General features: G+C 43.1%; 13 protein-coding genes. 6 read left to right on the plus strand and 7 right to left on the minus strand.

Features of this window, described 5'->3' with window-relative positions; genetic code table 11:
- The first annotated feature begins 35 nt into the window (after nt 1-35).
- On the plus strand, nt 36-1,769 hold the full coding sequence (locus C6W21_RS04890; protein ID WP_106055974.1) for an ABC transporter ATP-binding protein: 1,734 nt from the start codon (nt 36-38) through the stop codon (nt 1,767-1,769).
- Entirely contained in the window at nt 1,766-3,595 is a 1,830-nt protein-coding gene (locus C6W21_RS04895; protein WP_106055975.1) for an ABC transporter ATP-binding protein, read from the plus strand. Before C6W21_RS04890 ends, C6W21_RS04895 begins: the two co-directional genes overlap by 4 nt.
- Before the next feature lie 48 nt (nt 3,596-3,643).
- On the opposite strand, the gene C6W21_RS04900 is transcribed toward C6W21_RS04895, so the two are convergent.
- Nucleotides 3,644-4,465 carry a MerR family transcriptional regulator gene (locus C6W21_RS04900; RefSeq protein WP_106049533.1) on the minus strand — a complete coding sequence of 274 codons (822 nt, stop codon included), beginning with the start codon at nt 4,463-4,465 and terminating at the stop codon, nt 3,644-3,646.
- An 89-nt stretch (nt 4,466-4,554) separates the two neighbouring features.
- On the opposite strand from C6W21_RS04900, the gene C6W21_RS04905 reads away from it, so the two are divergent.
- Nucleotides 4,555-5,124, plus strand: a complete 570-nt coding sequence (locus C6W21_RS04905; protein WP_106055976.1) for a GNAT family N-acetyltransferase — start codon at nt 4,555-4,557, stop codon at nt 5,122-5,124.
- Between the two features lie 63 nt (nt 5,125-5,187).
- Here C6W21_RS04905 and C6W21_RS04910 read toward each other — a convergent pair whose 3' ends face one another.
- From C6W21_RS04910 to proC, 3 genes are read right to left on the minus strand one after another with little or no spacing between them, the layout of a single operon-like run.
- Complete coding sequence (locus C6W21_RS04910; RefSeq protein ID WP_106055977.1) at nt 5,188-6,456, minus strand: glutamate-5-semialdehyde dehydrogenase; 1,269 nt, start codon at nt 6,454-6,456, stop codon at nt 5,188-5,190.
- An 18-nt stretch (nt 6,457-6,474) separates the two neighbouring features.
- Nucleotides 6,475-7,593, minus strand: a complete 1,119-nt coding sequence (gene proB, locus C6W21_RS04915) for a glutamate 5-kinase (protein WP_106055978.1) — start codon at nt 7,591-7,593, stop codon at nt 6,475-6,477.
- 27 nt (nt 7,594-7,620) lie between these two features.
- On the minus strand, nt 7,621-8,418 hold the full coding sequence (gene proC / locus C6W21_RS04920; protein WP_411266011.1) for a pyrroline-5-carboxylate reductase: 798 nt from the start codon (nt 8,416-8,418) through the stop codon (nt 7,621-7,623).
- Between the two features lie 471 nt (nt 8,419-8,889).
- On the opposite strand from proC, the gene C6W21_RS04925 reads away from it, so the two are divergent.
- Both C6W21_RS04925 and C6W21_RS04930 read left to right on the plus strand, forming a co-directional pair.
- Nucleotides 8,890-10,086, plus strand: a complete 1,197-nt coding sequence (locus C6W21_RS04925; RefSeq protein ID WP_106055979.1) for a cytochrome P450 — start codon at nt 8,890-8,892, stop codon at nt 10,084-10,086.
- A gap of 126 nt (nt 10,087-10,212) precedes the next feature.
- Nucleotides 10,213-12,249, plus strand: a complete 2,037-nt coding sequence (locus C6W21_RS04930) for a molybdopterin oxidoreductase family protein (protein ID WP_106049539.1) — start codon at nt 10,213-10,215, stop codon at nt 12,247-12,249.
- A 250-nt stretch (nt 12,250-12,499) separates the two neighbouring features.
- Here the strand turns inward: C6W21_RS04930 and C6W21_RS04935 are convergent, their stop codons facing one another.
- The 3 genes from C6W21_RS04935 to xylA all read right to left on the minus strand — a co-directional run bounded on the left by C6W21_RS04935 (nt 12,500) and on the right by xylA (nt 16,146).
- Nucleotides 12,500-13,183, minus strand: coding sequence for a glycoside hydrolase family 11 protein (locus C6W21_RS04935; RefSeq protein WP_106050208.1), 684 nt, complete (start codon nt 13,181-13,183; stop codon nt 12,500-12,502).
- Between the two features lie 90 nt (nt 13,184-13,273).
- Entirely contained in the window at nt 13,274-14,773 is a 1,500-nt protein-coding gene (xylB, locus tag C6W21_RS04940) for a xylulokinase (RefSeq protein ID WP_106055980.1), read from the minus strand.
- Nucleotides 14,774-14,808: 35 nt separating this feature from the next.
- On the minus strand, nt 14,809-16,146 hold the full coding sequence (xylA, locus tag C6W21_RS04945; protein ID WP_106055981.1) for a xylose isomerase: 1,338 nt from the start codon (nt 16,144-16,146) through the stop codon (nt 14,809-14,811).
- 213 nt (nt 16,147-16,359) lie between these two features.
- On the opposite strand from xylA, the gene C6W21_RS04950 reads away from it, so the two are divergent.
- The gene (locus C6W21_RS04950; protein WP_106055982.1) at nt 16,360-17,520 is read left to right on the plus strand and encodes an ROK family transcriptional regulator; all 1,161 of its coding nucleotides are present in this window, start codon (nt 16,360-16,362) and stop codon (nt 17,518-17,520) included.
- Nucleotides 17,521-17,554: the final 34 nt, after the last annotated feature.

Consider the following 17,554-nt stretch of genomic DNA (forward strand, 5'->3'; position numbering starts at 1 on the left):
CAGAACAACACACTATATGGAAGAAAGGTATTCGTATGAAATCAATTTTATCGTTTTTAAAGCCGTATCGGCTGTCCGTTGTATCCATTGTGATCCTCACCTTTTTAAGCAGCATGCTCCAGCTGTATTTACCGACGCTTACGGCAGATATCGTCGATGTTGGAATCGTCCAAGGAGATATTGCTTACATATGGAAGGTTGGCGGCTGGATGGTGGCCTGTTCTTTACTTGCCATCTTGCTCACGATCTGGAAGTCTTACTTGTCATCAAAGACTGCACTTGGCTTCGGGCGTGATATGAGAAGACAGCTGTTTGTGCATGTTGAACAATTTTCACTAGAAGAATTTCAAAGGATCGGGACGTCTTCCTTTATTACAAGATCAACAAATGATGTGAAACAAGTCCAAGATGTCACGATCATGATTTTACAAATGATGACGAGAGCACCGCTCATGCTTGTGGGCGGAATTATTTTGGCTGTATCCCGAGATGCTGTCCTGTCTCTCATCTTTTTAGCAGCTCTTCCCCTTCTTGGCGGATTTATCTATTTGGTATCGAGAAAAGCTATTCCATTATTCGGCCAGCTTCAGAAGAAAACAGACCGGCTGAATTTAATTATGCGAGAATCTCTTTCAGGCATCCGGGTCATTCGTGCTTTTAACCGTGTAGATGATGAAAAGGAGCGTTTTCAAGAAGCCAACACATCCTACAAGGATACTGGCCTTAGAGTCAACCGATTAATGGCTTACTTGTTTCCATTTATGCTGATCATCATGAACTTCACGAATATCGGCATTGTCTGGCTAGGTGCAAACCGAATTGATGCCGGAGAGATGGAAGTTGGGAATCTCATTGCTTTCATTCAATATGCGATGATGATTTTAATGGCACTTATTATGCTGTCGATGAGCTTTATTATGGTTCCAAGAGCACAAGCATCAGCTAAACGCATGAACGAAGTGTTAAACATGGAACCGAAGATTAAAGACAATGAAGGAACTGTTATTGACCTGCGCGCGCCAGCCCAATCCATTCGTTTTGAAGATGTGTCATTTTATTACTCAAATGCTGAGAAGCCGGCAGTTCAAGACATTACGTTTGAAGCCAAAACTGGCGAAACGACAGCTATTATCGGAAGTACAGGTTCTGGGAAAACCACTCTTCTCCAGCTGATGACACGCTTTTATGAAGCAACAGATGGCCGGATTACACTAGATGGTGTAGACATTAGAGAGCTGCCTCAGGAGAAACTAAGAAGCCAGATGGGCTATGTCTCTCAAAAAGCGGTTTTATTTAGCGGCACCATTGCCGATAATGTGCGTTTTGGCAGGCAGGATGCAAGCGATGAGGACGTCTGGCAAGCGCTGCGAACGGCGCAGGCAGAAGAATTTGTTTTGCAAAAAGATGGCGGAATCAATGCGGAAATTGACCAGGGTGGATCGAATCTATCTGGCGGTCAAAAGCAGCGTCTTTCTATTGCAAGAGCGCTAGTGAGAAAGCCGTCATTCTATCTGTTTGACGATAGTTTCTCAGCACTTGATTACAAAACAGATGCGAAGCTTCGGGCATCATTAGAAGCCGAAAAAGCACATGCAGCCCTCATCATTGTGGCGCAAAGAATCAGCACAGTGAAGCATAGTGATAAAATCATCGTACTAGATGATGGGAAAATCGCAGGTATCGGAACACATGAACACTTACTGAAGGACAATCTTGTCTATCAAGAGATTGTTGCATCCCAGGAAGGTCAGGAGGTGGAGCGAGGATGAGTAAGAAAATGTCTTCCGGCATGGGCCATAAAGGCGGCCACCCTAGAGGACCTGTCGCAAAACCGAAGGAATTTAAGAAAACACTGCTTCGTTTGATTGGTTATTTAAAACCGAGGAAAATTCAATTGATCATTGTCTTCATTGCAGCGGTCGGTTCAACCGTCTTTAACGTCATTAGTCCAAAGCTGCTAGGGGATGCCACCTCTTCCCTGTTTGACAGCTTTACTCAAGGAACAGCTGTTCAATTTGATGTCATTTCACGTATTTTATTACTGCTTGTCGCGCTATATGTCATTGCCTCTCTCTTTTCATTCGTTCAGCAATATGTGATGGCGGGTGTCTCCCAACAGACCATTGCTGAATTACGGCAAGAAGCAAATGACAAGCTCACACGTCTCCCCCTTCGGTATTTTGATAAAACAACCCATGGGGACACGCTGAGCCGTGTGATGAATGATATCGATAATATTAATACATCGCTTCAGCAGGCACTCACCCAAGTGATTACATCTGTCATTACGGTCATTGGGATTGTCGTCATGATGCTATTGATTAGTCCGCTGCTTACCTTGCTTGTTTGTTTAACGCTGCCGCTCAGCCTGTTTGCGATTCGCGGCATCACGTCATTTTCTCAAAAGCATTTTAAAGCGCAGCAAAAAGAGCTCGGGATGATCAACGGACATATTAATGAAATGTTCTCAGGGCATCAAACGGTTCGAGCGTATGGCTACGAAAAGAAAGCGATTGATACATTTGATCAATTAAACGAACAGCTGTATGAATCATCGAGGAAAGCGCAGTTCATTTCTGGTTTAATGATGCCACTGATGACGTTTATCGGGAACCTTGGCTATGTGGCAGTCAGTGTAGCCGGCGGTATTCTTGTCATTAATGGGAATATTCGTGTCGGAGATGTGCAGGCGTTTATCCAATACACGCAGCAAATGTCTCAACCGCTCGTGCAAGCATCAAGCGTCGCCAACTTGGTTCAATCAGCGATTGCTTCTGCTGAAAGAGTATTTGAAATCCTGGATGAGGAAGAAGAAAGCACTGAAGTAGATGCAGCAGTTGATCTTGAATCACTTTCAGGCGATGTGAGCTTTGAACAAGTTCAATTTGGATATGAAAAAGACCATCCGATTATTAAAGATTTGACTTTAGATGTGCAAGAAGGTCAAACGGTTGCCATTGTCGGACCAACAGGCGCTGGAAAAACAACCATCATCAATCTTTTAATGCGTTTCTATGAATTAGATCAAGGCTCTATCCGCATCGGCGGCGTCAAAACAACTGATCTTAGCCGTCAGCAAGTACGCGACTTATTTGCGATGGTTCTTCAGGATACGTGGCTTTTTGAAGGAACGATTCACGACAATATTGCCTATGGCAGGCAGAACGTCTCAAAAGAGGATGTCATCAAAGCCGCCAAACATGCTTATGCTGATGACTTCATCCGCACACTACCAGACGGATATGACACACTCTTAACAGAAGATGCCGGCAATCTGTCCCAAGGTCAGCGCCAGCTGTTAACCATCGCCCGTGCGATTTTATCTGATCCAAAGATCTTGATATTAGATGAAGCGACGAGCAGTGTGGATACACGGACAGAGATGCACATTCAAAAAGCGATGAATGAATTGATGAAAGGCAGAACGAGCTTCGTCATTGCACACAGACTTTCGACGATCAAGGATGCCGACCTTATTCTAGTCATGAAAGATGGCACCATCATTGAAAAAGGAACGCACAGTGAACTCTTAAAACAAAATGGCTTCTATGCAGACTTATATATGAGCCAATTTACGGAGAATCAAGTGGGTTAAATATGAAAAGAGGATAGACACGCATCCATGCGGTCTATCCTTTTTTGGTTAATCTACTCGCTTTTTCACTTTTACACTGAGTTTCGTTATATACTCTGCTTCATCTTTAGACATGAGTGAATGAAGCAAATACTCCTCAAATACATCTCCATCCAGCATCATTTCCTCTTTCTCGATTACATCTAACAAGTGCGAATAAGCAGATTCAATTTCCTCGTATGATCCTTGATCATACATCACCGCATAGAGGCCCGCAGGTTTTTTAACTGCTCCCGGCGCTTCCATTCGGCAAAACAGCCGATCTGACTGATGATAGTGACGCTGAAGAAACTGCTCCTTTTTTAAGACAGCACCATTTGCCGCAGCCCCTTTTATGCCAATTTCCTTTAGAAATTTTCCAACAATACGTGATATTTCTTCTACGGATGTATTCATGTCAATCGGGTTCGATGCACTTAATACAACCGGTTCTTCTGGCAGCTCTTGAAACAGGACCTCCCCTATTTTGACAGATGATAGTTCTTGCGTCGTCTCCATCACCCGCATAAGAAAAGACTGGATATCTTGAAGTTTTTCAATCTCTTGTTTGACCTTTTCTATTTGCTCGGCTGCTAGGCTTTGAAGTCTTTCGCGGGAAGGCTCTGTAAAATATTGTTTTAACTCTTTTATCGGAAATTGAACAGCTCGAAGGGATTGAATCGCTATAAAATGATCAAATTGCTCAAGTGTATAGTATCGGTACCCATTTTCATGGACACCAGCTGGCTTAAATAAATCAATTTTATCGTAATAAAACAGGGTATCTTTTTTTACATCAAATAGCTTGGCAAATTCTCCAGTGAAAAACGTTTTTTGCACATCATTGATCATGATTAAGGCTCCTCTCTTGACTATGGAGTTACTCCACCCTTTATCATGATAACATGCAGAACCACCACTACGCTGGGAAAGGATAAAACATGTACAACATAACTCAACATGAAGTGACATTAGAACTTGCAAATAAAGAGGATTTCTCTTTTATGAAAAAAGAGCTGCAGAAAGCTTTTACAGCTGGCGTGATCGACGCATTTGGCGATGCGCATGATGGACCGATTCCTCCAGATGAAGTGATTGATGAATCTTTTCATTCGAATGAACACATTGTTTATCATATTAAGCTAAATGGTGAAAAGGCAGGCGGCGTTGTCATTAAAATCAACAAAGAGACCCATCACAACTCAGTTGACCTATTATACATCTCTTCATCCTCACACGGAAAAGGCATTGGTCAGGCAGCATGGAAAGCCATTGAGGCGCAATATCCAGAAACGATTGTTTGGGAGGTTGTAACCCCGTATTTTGAAAAACGCAACATTCATTTTTATGTCAATAAGTGCGGCTTTCAAATTGTTGAATTTTATCACATGAAACATCCAGATCCGAACGCACCACATGCAGCTGATCAAGAAACTAAGCCTTCAGCACCTGAGGAATTTGAATTCTTTAAATTTGAGAAAGTTATGAAGAAAACTTGCTCTAACAAATGAAAATCTTCATCACACACTAAAAAACACTACCCCATAAAAAAGGTAGTGTTTTTAGCATCTCTTCTAGCCTCTAATCTGACCGTCACCAGACAGAAGCAGCTTCGTTGTCGTGAGAGCTGGAAGTCCCATTGGACCTCTTGCATGCAGTTTTTGAGTGGAGATGCCAATTTCAGCCCCGTATCCAAGTGCACCGCCGTCTGTAAAGCGGGTAGATGCGTTATGATAAACCGCCGCCGCATCGACTTCGTTTAAAAACGTGAGTGCCTGTTTCTCATCTTCTGTCACAATGGCTTCTGAATGTTTTGTACCGTACTCTTCAATATGGCTGATGGCTTCCTCAATTGAATCAACGACTTTTACGGCAAGATCAAGACTTAAATACTCATCTGTCCAGTCCACTTCCTCAGCAGGAATGGCGTTTGAAAAATGAGACAGTGTTGCCTCGTCGCCATGTACGGTGACATGATGCTCCATCAGGGCTTCATTCAACGATGCCGCATTCTCTTTCAGCCAATCGCGATGGATGATCAGCGTCTCAAGTGCATTACATACAGCCGGACGATTTGTTTTTGCATTGATGACAATCTCAATGGCTTTTTTTACATTGGCTGTTTGATCAATAAAGACATGGCAGTTTCCTGTCCCTGTTTCAAGGACGGGAATGGTGGATTGTTCAACAACGGTTTTGATTAAAGAAGCTCCGCCTCGCGGAATTAAGACATCAATCCATTCTTTCAGATGGAACAACGCTTGAACCGATGAACGGTCTGTTTGTTCAATCAATTGCACCGCATCACGCGGGATCTTTGTTTGATCTAATGCTTCATGAATGACACGGACAATGGCTTTGTTGGAAGAAATAGCGGAGGAACCGCCTTTTAAAATCACTGCGTTGCCTGCCTTGAGGGCAAGCCCTGCTGCATCTACAGTGACGTTCGGTCTCGCTTCATAGATCATCCCGATCACGCCGAGCGGTACTCTTCGGCTTTTCACGTGTAAGCCGTTTTCAAGAGTCCATTCATCCAATATTTCTCCAACAGGATCTGTTAATCTCGTCACAAGCCGCAAGCTTTCCGCAAACTCATGAATTCTTTCTTCATTTAACATTAAACGATCCAAGAGTGCCTCTGAGAACCCTTTTTCTTTCCCGGCATCTATATCCTTTTGATTCTCCTGTAAAATGAACGTGCTATTTAATTCTAACGCTTCTGCTAGTTTCAGCAGTGCCTCATTTTTATCCTCTGTATGAAGTAAACCTAGTTGTTTTGAAACGTATTTTGCTTTTTTCGCTTTTTCTTTGACCGATGTGACAACTTCAGCTGTCAGTGTCATGGAATTCCTCCCTTTTGGTTAGCAAACTGGTATCGATAAATCTAAATGACAAACAAAGGCTTCAAGATCGACGACATGCACTACTTCATCCTGCAAGAAGTCACGCTTTTGGATGAGTTCATCTGTCGAATAATTCACAATGCCCAGTCCGATTTCTCTTTCATCTTGATCTAAAATACGGACGACATCCCCTTTTTTAAACGAACCCTTTACATTGACAATGCCATCGGAATCAAGGCTTTTCTCACGGTGCATGAGGTGCTCCTGTGATTTCTTTTGAACAACGATCTCACCTTTTGGTCCAGAATGAAAGGCAATCCACTGCTTCTTGTAATTCAGCGGAGCTAAATTTTCATCAGCGGTAAAATAAGTGCCATCCTCTGTTCCATTGATTGCTTTGTCTAAAATGTGAGGCGTATCCGCTTTTCCTAAAAAGCCGTTAATGCCAGCGGCCATTGCAATTTTAAAGGCATCAAGCTTTGATTTCATTCCGCCTGTGCCAACACTGCTGCCTGCATCTCCAGCCGCTGCTTCGATGTCTTCTGTGATGTCTGTGACTTCAAGAATTCTCTTCGCATTTGGGTTTGTATGCGGGTTATCTTCATACAAGCCATCAATATCAGATAAAATGGCAAGGAAATCCGCATCAATCAGTCCAGCTACTTTTGCAGACAATGTATCGTTATCTCCGAACTTCAGCCGATTGATCGTCACTGTGTCATTTTCATTAATAATTGGGATGATGCCTCGATCTAATAACACATTCATCGTGTTGCGCACATTTTGATAACGTGTTTCATCTGAAAAATCACTTCTTGTGATTAAAAGCTGTGAGGCAATATAACCGTGTGATAAAAATAAAGTAGAATATGATTCCATTAAAAGGCCTTGCCCAATTGAGGCAGATGCCTGCTTTTCCGGCAGTGTTTTGGGTCTATCGATAAATCCTAGTTTTCGGTAGCCAGCTGCAACCGCACCAGATGAAACCAAAATGACTTCGTGTCCTTCATCTTTGAGTTTCACAATTTGATTGACGAGGTTTTCTAGTTTTTTTAAACTAATCTCCCCTTGAAAGCTAGTAAGAGAGCTGCTTCCGATTTTCACAACAATTCGTTTTCTCTCTTTATCTGCGTACACCTTATCACTCCTGTACCTGAGCTCTATTTATATAGATACTTTTTGTTTTTGCTGATTGCTGATCTCTTTTGATCGATTGGCAGCATGTTTGACGGCCTGCTTGATCGCTTCTCCACCGCCAAAATCATCTAATGCATTCAGTCCTGCAGCCGTTGTTCCATTTGGTGACGTAATTTTCTCTCTTAGAGTAGAAGGGTCTTCCTCTGTTTCTTGCAGCATTTTCGCAGCACCGAGGAGTGTCTGCGCGCCAATTTGGCGAGACAATTCCTTAGATAAACCTGCTTCTTCTCCTGCTTCTTCAATTCTTTCCATTAAGAAATAAAAATAGGCTGGGCCGCTTCCAGCAATTCCAGTGAAAATATCCATTTGTTCTTCCTGAATGGTATACACTTCGCCCATTTCAGATAAAAGAGCCTGACTCATGCTGATATGGTCGTCTTTCACATAACGTCCAGCACTTAAAGCGGTCGCTGAAGCCCCAATCGTACTTGACGTATTTGGCATCACCCTCATAACAGGTTGCCCTTCATGCAGCATATCTTCAATATATGATTGCTTAACGCCTGCAAGGACAGACATGATCAGCTGATCTTTCTGAATATGCGGTTTTAATGATTCTAGTGCTGTTTCAGCATCCTTTGGCTTCATGGCCAGGATCAACATATCCATTTCTTCAAAAGGAAATGAATCCATTGTGGCTGTTTGTATTCCATATCGTTTCGTTAGTTCATTCAATCGAAGTTGATTTTGTCTGTTTGTTGCGTAAATTTGGCCTAGCGGCATCTGTCCTGATCTCACAATCCCTGCAATCATTCCTTCCGCCATAGAACCTGCTCCAATGAAAGCAACTTTCTTTTGATCAATGATATTGATCCTCTCCCTCGTTCGCTTTTTGTTCGTGTTTTTCGCACGTTAGTTATCGTAACATGATGAGAAATCGTGTCAAGAAAGAGCCAGCGCTTTTCAAAAGTCCCGAATGCGCGTTGAACCGCTTGCTGTATGTATGCTGACTGCGCTTTTACAAAACTATAATTTAGATCCAAAGAACTACATGAATTTGCATCATAGTACCCTTTCATTCGACTGGATTCATCATTTTATTTTTGGTTTCGGTGACTTCAATTCTATTTTTTAGAAAGCGTTCTCATTTTTAATAACTTTCTATTTTCCTATACGACGAATGTGCTTGAATCTTCCGATTAGACTATTGACATATTATAGAAAACATGTCCGTTGAAATGACATTTTACTGGTGATACGGTGAAAGAGAAACCAAGTGAAAAAGGAGCGTTCATAATGAAAGTGAAAGAAAACTATGTCAATGTCATCCCAATGAAAGAAATCCGTTCGACCGATGACCTTCTTTTCCCATTCCCTATTTACAATGAGCTTCGTGCGCAGAGTGATATTAGATATGATGAGACAAGAAAATGCTGGGATATCTTCCGATATGCGGATATCCAGTCTGTTCTCAAGCAGCCGAAAGTGTTCTCATCACAGCGAGGAAGAAGCACGTCGAAAACGAGTATTTTAACAATGGACCCTCCAAAGCATACAAAGATGAGAGCACTCGTGAATAAAGCATTCACGCCAAAAGCGATCAAGCAATTAGAAGATAAAATTAAAGACCTGACACATGACCTGCTGCAACAAGTCAAGGATCAACGTACGTTTGATATCGTGCAAGATCTAGCAGCTCCCCTGCCTGTGATGATTATTGCTGAGCTTCTCGGTGCAGAGGTAAAGGATAGAGCGTTCATTAAGAAACATTCTGATGCCCTAGTAGCAGGTGCAAAGGATGAATCAAAAGAAGCCATTCAAGCAGTAGTGGATATGCAGAAACGCGCAGAAGAAGAGCTGTCCGCTTATTTTGCTCACTTAATCCAAAAACGAAAAGACTCCCCTGCTGATGACCTGATCTCACTTCTTATTCAAGCAGAAATCGATGGTGAGCGTTTAACTGAGAATGAACTACTTGGTTTTTGTATTCTATTACTTGTTGCTGGTAATGAGACAACGACCAATTTGATTACAAATGCAGTAAGACTGCTAACAGAGCAGCCGCATATCGCCGAAGCAGTTCGGGAAGACCCCTCTCTTATTCCTCAATTGACCGAGGAAACGTTACGCTATTACCCGCCTGTTCAAGCCATTGGGCGAATCGCGGCCGAGGATGTTGAGATTGCAGGCTCAACAATTGAAAAAGGAGACTATCTCATTAGCTGGGTTGCTTCAGCAAATCGCGATGAACAGAAATTTGACGATCCAGATACGTTCCGCCTTGACCGGAAATCAAATCCGCATATGAGCTTTGGCTTTGGCATTCATTTTTGTCTCGGTGCACCGCTTGCCCGCCTTGAGAGCAACATTGCCCTAGAGATTTTACTCCAGACGTTTCAAGACATCACCTGTGCGGCAGATCAGCTAAAACCCATTCAAAGCACATTTGTTTTTGGGGTAAAAGAATTTCCTGTACAGGTCATCCGTTTTTAAAAGTCCCTTTTGAGGGACTTTTTCATTTTCTTCAATTCATCATCTCTTTCTTACCTTCCATCTCCGAACATGCTAAAATAAAGTCCATACAAAGTGACAACGGATTGCAGAAAGGGAGCTAAAATCATGACCGATTATACAGCAATGAAAGACGGAATATTCAAATCAGTTTGTTCGTTAGATTGCCCGGATCAGTGCGGTCTTTTAATACATAAAGAAAATGGAAAGATCGTAAAAGTACAGGGTGATCCAGACCACCCCGTCACCCAAGGCAACATATGCAACAAGGTGCGGAATGTCACAGCCCGTTTATATGATGAAAAACGACTGACCACTCCTTTGAAACGTGTTGGCCACAAAGGCGATGGTCAATTTGCCCCGATTACGTGGGAAGAAGCCATTGAAACCATTCGGCAAAAATGGACAAAGCTGATTGAAGAAAAAGGTCCAGAAAGTATTCTACCTTACAGCTTTTATGGGAACATGGGCAATCTGAATGCAGAAGGCATGGACCGCCGCTTTTTCTATCGTCTTGGTTCAAGTCAGTTAGACCGGACCATCTGTCAGTCAGCAGGAACGACTGGCTATAAATATACAATGGGTGCAAGCATCGGGACAGATCCAGAAGAGACCATTCATACGAAACTATTCATCTTTTGGGGCATCAATGCCGTGTCGACCAATATGCACCAAATCACCCTCGCACAAAAAGCGCGAAAGCAAGGAGCAAAGATTGTCGTGATTGATGTTCACAAGAACCAAACCGGCCGGATGGCAGATTGGTTTATTCCGCTTCGACCTGGTACTGACAGTGCCCTTGCCCTTGGCATCATGCATGTCCTTTTTAAAGAAGGACTGACAGATGAAGCCTTTTTAGAAACTTATACAGTCGGCCATAAGGAGCTGCGTGAGCATGTGAAGCAGTATGATCCAGAAACTGTTGAGGGCATCACGGGGGTTTCTAAAGAGGACATCCTTACACTTGCGAGAATGTACGCAGAGACATCGCCATCTCTCATTCGCATTGGCAATGGTTTGCAGCACCATGATAATGGCGGGATGAGTATTCGAACCATTTCCTGCCTCCCTGCCCTGACTGGTCAATGGCTCTACAAGGGCGGTGGTGCGATGAAATCAAACTCTTCTTTTCTCAGCTATAATGAAACAGCTCTTCAGCGGCCGGATCTATTAAAGGAACGCACGCCAAGATCATTTAATATGAATCAGCTAGGCAGTGTGCTGACGAATGCCTCTCCTTCTATTGATTCACTCTTTGTCTACTCGTGCAACCCAGCTGTTGTGACGCCTGAAGCAAATAAAGTAAGAGAAGGTTTGCTGAGGGAGGACTTATTTACAGTGGTTCACGACCTTTTTCTAACGGAGACAGCTGCGTATGCGGACATTGTCCTGCCGGCGACATCCGCCTTTGAAAATGAGGATTTCTATACATCATACTGGCATCATTATATTCAAATTCAAGAGCCGGTGATTGAACGCTATGGAGAAAGCAAATCTAATACGGAAGTGTTCCGCCTGTTAGCCCATGCGATGGGCTTTGAAGATGCAGCCTTCCGCGAGACAGATGCAGAACTCATGGAACAAGCTCTTGATCATCCGGAAAATCCGCATTATGAGGACATTTCATACGAGGCTTTAAAAGAAAAGAAATGGATCAAAGCAAAACGAGGATCTTTTCAAGACTTAAAGCTCTCTACGCCGAGCGGAAAAATTGAGCTTTATTCTGAACAAATGAAAAAAGACGGATATCCAGCACTGCCAACCTATGTGCCCCTTTATCAGGAAAGCGATTATCCGCTTACCTTTATACCGGGACCGAATCATAATTTTCTTAACTCGACCTTCTCACTTCATGAAAAGCATCAAAAGCTTGAGAAGTTCCCGAAGCTTCATATGAATGAACAAGATGCAAAGGCAAGAGAGATTGAAGATGGTGACATGGTACGTGTGTTGAATGACCGAGGAGAATGCGAGCTTGTCGTGTCAGTCGGTCAAAATGTATTATCTGGTGTTGTGGTCAGCCAAGGATTATGGGCAGATCAAAAAGGCAAAAAGCATCTAGTCAATGGATTAACACCTGATCGCTTGGCAGATATGGGCGGCGGCGCGACGTTCTTTTCTGGCAGAGTGGAAGTTGAAAAATGATCATAGACAGAAGAAAAGCCAGCAAAAACTGCTGGCTTTAGATTGTTGACAAAGTGCTAAAATGATTTTTATTTTAGCACTTTGTCTTCTTTTCAGCGTGATAGAAAACCTTTGAAGTCTAGGAAGGGCGAGCAATGGCGCGGAGCGAATTTAACATTCGTGAGCACCAGCGCGCAGACCTGACAACGAATGCGAGGGTTTGTCTACACGCTGAAGCCAGCAAAAACTGCTGGCTTTTTTTCATTTGGTTTTATCGAATAATCAGCTGGTTGGTCATCACATTTGCACTTCCGTTGCTTCGGTAGCCTTCTACAGTTAATGCTGTTTCATACATTTTCCCCATTGGCATACCTAGGCTTTCCCATTTTCTGAAATGCTCACTGACGGATACAGTTCCGCTCGTACGTTTTGTTTGACGTACACTCCAATATTGCTTAAAGGTAGCGTCCCCAATAATAGAAGGCTGGTTGACACGTAGCGTTTCATAAATGTCATATGTGCCTCCATCGGCATAAAATGATCCTTTATACGTTCCTGTTGGGCGATATGTGCCCCATGACTCAACAATGTAGTATTCAGCTAATGGAGATTGTGTCCAGCCATAGACACATAAGTAGGAATTCCCGCCTGGGTTAAAGGCTGCGTTGTAATTGATGGAGATGTTGCCAAGCTGATGGTGGGTTTTAGTGGAATCAAACTTCTTCCCTTTTCGAAACAAAGCATTTCCGATATTGTTCCATTGTGCGCTAAATGCGCCGCCATTATTGAGTGTCATTGAGGTATTTCCGTAATCCTTCCATAATTCAAAATCGTACCCGCTGTGATTGCCTATTCTATTATCATAAATCGTTTCCGCATGAGCTGGTACAGCCGTCAGTGTCAGCACAAATCCAATACACATCACAAACAACAGCCTCAATCTTTTCAAATTCATTTTCCATCCCTCTCCTTTTTTCATTAAAATTGTTCTGCCTTCTCTAAGATGAAGCGAGCTCATCACCTCCCTTCATGTCACCCTCTTTTGCTAGACGGAACGGTATTGTTCTAACCCGGCATGGATGTCTCTTGTTTGTGTATAGATCTTTTGATACAGATGAAATAGATCAGCATATATACTTGCATGTTGCTGCTCTGGCTCATAGACAGCAGCTTGATGAATAAACTGATCTGCACATGCCTCAAGCGACGGATACCATCCGCAGCCAACGGCGGCTAGCATAGCTGCACCTAAAGCAGGCCCTTGTTCATTGTCTAACTGGATGACCTCTGCCTGAAAAATGTCTGCTTGCATTTGAAGCCATGTCCGGCTCCTCGCACCGCCTCCAATGGAGACAATTGAATCTATGTGTTTCCCGGCTTGCCTGAATAAAGCGATGGATTCATTTAACGAAAAAGTAATCCCTTCTAGCACAGCCCTGACGACATGTGCCCTTTCATGCCGGCTGTCTAATCCAATCAAGCTTCCACGAATGGTAGAATCCGCATGAGGTGTTCTTTCCCCGACTAAATATGGCGTAAAGAGCAATCCATTCGCTCCTGGCGCGACATCAACCGCACCCTCTAAAAGCGATTGGAACGATTCCTCTGGAGCCAGTAAGTGTTTTACCCAGTTAAGGCTATATCCTGCTGAAAGGGTGACACCCATTGTGTAAAAAGCGTCTTTTTTTGCATGATGAAACAAATGCAAGTTTCCTTGAAGCGCTCTTTCATGATCCTCTTCGTAAGAGAGAATGACGCCAGATGTGCCAATGCTGCATAACGTGCGGCCAGAGGATAAAATGCCAGCTCCAATTGCTCCGCAAGCATTGTCTGCCCCGCCAGCAAAGACTTTTGCACCCTCTTCGATCCCCGCCTCACGTGCAATGTGCGGCAATAGTGTACCGACCTCTTCCTCTGATGAGACAAGCGGCGGACAAATATGAGGAGGAATATCAAATGCCTGACAAATCTCTTCACTCCACTTTTGCTCTCCAATATCTAACAGCAATGTGCCAGCCGCATCAGAATAATCGATATGAACAGACCCTGTTAAACGAAATCTGACATAATCTTTCGGGAGTAAAAACATGTCGATTTGTTGATCAATTTCTGGTTCATGTTCCTTTACCCATAATAATTTTGGCAGTGTAAATCCTTCTAGCGCCTGATTTTTCGTGATCTTTTGCAGCCGTTCCCCCAGCTTTTTTGTGATGCGTGTACATTGCGCTGTCGTTCGTGTATCATTCCATAAAATCGCAGGGCGGAGTACCTTGCGGGATTCATTTACAAGAACCAGACCATGCATCTGTCCAGAAAAGCTGATGCCTTCTACTTTCTTTGAATGAACAGGCTGTCTTGCCATCAGTTCTTTCATCGCAGCCACTGTTTGCTCAACCCAATCCTCTGGGTTCTGCTCACAATATCCAGGTTTATCTTGAATGAGGCGGTAAGGCTTAGAGGCCTCGCAGCACACCTTTCCATTCTCATTTACTAATATTGCTTTGACTCCGCTCGTTCCAAGATCAATTCCCATCACATACTTCATGTCTTCACTCCTTCAAAACAGGTCCGCTCCTTCAATCAATCTTCTAACAAATATTGATTTAACCGGGCTTTCAACTGTTCCTCTCTTCCCGATTCGTTTCTGATCAAAGGGTGCTTGAGCGCATATTCTTCTAATGTATGAAAGTTTGCCTTTCCTTCTGAAATGTCACGGCCAATTCCCTCAGAAAAGCTGCGATACCGGTGCTTTATGACATCTTCAAACACACGATCTTCTATGAGTCTATGAGCGACCCGCAGTCCTTTTGCGAATGCATCCATACCCGCAATATGGGCATACAAAATATCTTCAAGCTCAAAAGAAGCTCTTCTCACTTTTGCATCAAAATTGAGACCGCCAGTTCCAAGTCCGCCATTTTGCAGAATTTCATACATGGCAAGAGTTGCGGCATATAAATCGGTTGGAAATTCATCCGTGTCCCAGCCAAGCAGCGTATTCCCCTGGTTCGCATCCACAGAACCGAGCAATCCATGTATTCTTGCGACACGTAATTCATGCTCAAACGTATGACCGGCAAGCGTCGCGTGATTGGCCTCGATATTCAATTTAAAATGTGATTCTAATCCATATTGTTTTAAAAAGGCGATAGATGTCGCTGCATCTGCATCGTATTGATGAGTGGTTGGCTCCTTTGGCTTAGGCTCAATTAAAAATTGGCCAGTGTACCCAATTTCCTTTGCATAATCTACAGCCATATGCAAGAATGACGCCATGTGATCAAGCTCTCTTTTCATATCAGTATTCAGCAAAGTGTCGTACCCTTCTCGTCCTCCCCAGAAAACGTAATTTTCTGCGCCGAGTTCTTTTGCTGTTTCGATGCCTTTTTTCACCTGTGCTGCCGCATAGGCAAAGACATCTGCATGACAAGATGTCGCTGCGCCGTGTACAAATCTAGGATGCTTGAACATATTGGCCGTATTCCACAGCAGCTTTACTCCGCTATCCCGCATGTATTCTTTCATTCTTTCTAAAATGATGTCTAATTGTTGATTGGTCTCTTGAAGCGTATCTCCCTCCGGTGCAATGTCACGGTCATGGAAGGAAAAATACGGAACATCCAATAGATCAAACAGTTGAAAGGCCACTTCCAATCTAGCTTTCGCTAAATCCATCCCGCTATAGGAGTCCCAGGCTCTCTGCATCGTGCCAGTTCCAAACATGTCTGTTCCATCTGCAGTCAATGTATGCCAATAAGCGACTGAGAAGCGCAGGTGATCTTTCATTGTTTTTCCGCCAATCATTTCGCTTGGATCATAGTGTTTAAAAGCGAGTGGATTTTTTGATTGTTTTCCTTCATATTGTATTTTTCCGATTCCTTCTAAACTGTGTAACGTTTTCATATTTGAGTTGGCCATCTTTTATTCCTCCTATGAATATACTTTGTAAGTTGATTCAACAAACTAATGTTCAAACTATGATCAATTCACTTTGAATTTTCCACATTTTTTAGTTTTTTAGAAATATTTTCGTTATAATAAAGTTAAAATCATCCTTCTTACAGAATACACGCGAACAAAAGTAACTTTTTTTCAACTTAATCTAAAGACGAAACAAATGGAGTGGATAACATGGATATCGCTGATCAGAACTTTGTGAAAAAAATAAATCAAAAGCTATTATTAAAAGAAATTCTCCAGCATGCGCCAATTTCCAGAGCAAAATTATCAGAACGCACTGGGTTAAATAAATCGACTGTTTCCTCTCAAGTTAGTACATTAATGAAAGAGCATCTCGTCTATGAGATCGGTCAAGGTGAATCTAGCGGCGGGCGAAGACCGGTTTTACTGATGTTTAATAAACGTGCTGGTTGCTCCATCGGGATTGATGTCGGCGTTGATTATGTCAACGGCATTTTAACCGACCTTGAAGGGTCCATTCTTCATGAAGAGCAGATCAAGCTCCCATCAAGCGCTCCTGATGTGACCATCCGCATATTAACTGAATTAATACAGCAATTAATGGCACAAATCCCCTCTTCCCCATACGGGCTCATAGGTATCGGCCTATGTATACATGGGTTAGTGGATGCCGATGAACAAATCGTGTTTACACCTCATTCCAAATGGAAAAATGTTGATCTGAAAACAACGCTCCAAGACGCATTCCAAGTACCCGTCTTCATTGAAAATGAAGCTAATGCCGGTGCATATGGTGAAAAAATCTTTGGCGCTGCTAAACACTATGATCATTTGATCTATGCCAGCATCGGCACTGGCATTGGGATCGGAATCATTATCAATCATCATTTATACAGAGGCGCATACGGCTTTTCTGGTGAAATGGGACATATGACCATCGACTTTAATGGACCAACATGCAGCTGCGGAAACCGTGGATGCTGGGAGCTGTATGCATCAGAGAAAGCCTTGTTTCAGTCCCTTCAAACAAATGATCAGCCCATCTCTCATCAAGACTTGGAACAGCTGGCGACGTTAAATGACATGAAAACCCTCAATGCCCTGCGCAACTTTGGTTTTTACCTTGGGGTCGGTCTCACAAACGTCCTGCATACCTTTAACCCGCAAGCGATTATTTTACGAAACAAGGTGATTGAAGCACAGCCAACGGTTCTACGTGTGATTCAAGAGGAAGTATCCTCAAGGATGGATACTCAATTCAGTTCACATGTAGAGCTGCTTTCTTCGTCATTAGGACACAACGCACCGGTATTAGGGATGACATCTCTAGTCATTGAAGCTTTCCTGCAAGATGCCACACTCTCACCATGACAGGTTCATAGATAAAAAAGACAGCTCTTAGCGT

Origin of the sequence: Bacillus sp. NMCN1, assembly GCF_002998085.1 — a bacterium.
Classification (GTDB): domain Bacteria; phylum Bacillota; class Bacilli; order Bacillales; family Bacillaceae; genus Bacillus.

Coding starts and splice junctions, on each gene's coding strand:
- C6W21_RS04890 (WP_106055974.1), top strand. CDS start 36: ATGAAATCAATTTTATCGTTTTTAAAGCCGTATCGGCTGTCCGTTGTA.
- C6W21_RS04895 (WP_106055975.1), top strand. CDS start 1,766: ATGAGTAAGAAAATGTCTTCCGGCATGGGCCATAAAGGCGGCCACCCT.
- C6W21_RS04900 (WP_106049533.1), bottom strand. CDS start 4,465: ATGATCAATGATGTGCAAAAAACGTTTTTCACTGGAGAATTTGCCAAG.
- C6W21_RS04905 (WP_106055976.1), top strand. CDS start 4,555: ATGTACAACATAACTCAACATGAAGTGACATTAGAACTTGCAAATAAA.
- C6W21_RS04910 (WP_106055977.1), bottom strand. CDS start 6,456: ATGACACTGACAGCTGAAGTTGTCACATCGGTCAAAGAAAAAGCGAAA.
- proC (WP_411266011.1), bottom strand. CDS start 8,418: ATGGCGGAAGGAATGATTGCAGGGATTGTGAGATCAGGACAGATGCCG.
- C6W21_RS04925 (WP_106055979.1), top strand. CDS start 8,890: ATGAAAGTGAAAGAAAACTATGTCAATGTCATCCCAATGAAAGAAATC.
- C6W21_RS04930 (WP_106049539.1), top strand. CDS start 10,213: ATGACCGATTATACAGCAATGAAAGACGGAATATTCAAATCAGTTTGT.
- C6W21_RS04935 (WP_106050208.1), bottom strand. CDS start 13,183: ATGAATTTGAAAAGATTGAGGCTGTTGTTTGTGATGTGTATTGGATTT.
- xylB (WP_106055980.1), bottom strand. CDS start 14,773: ATGAAGTATGTGATGGGAATTGATCTTGGAACGAGCGGAGTCAAAGCA.
- xylA (WP_106055981.1), bottom strand. CDS start 16,146: ATGGCCAACTCAAATATGAAAACGTTACACAGTTTAGAAGGAATCGGA.
- C6W21_RS04950 (WP_106055982.1), top strand. CDS start 16,360: ATGGATATCGCTGATCAGAACTTTGTGAAAAAAATAAATCAAAAGCTA.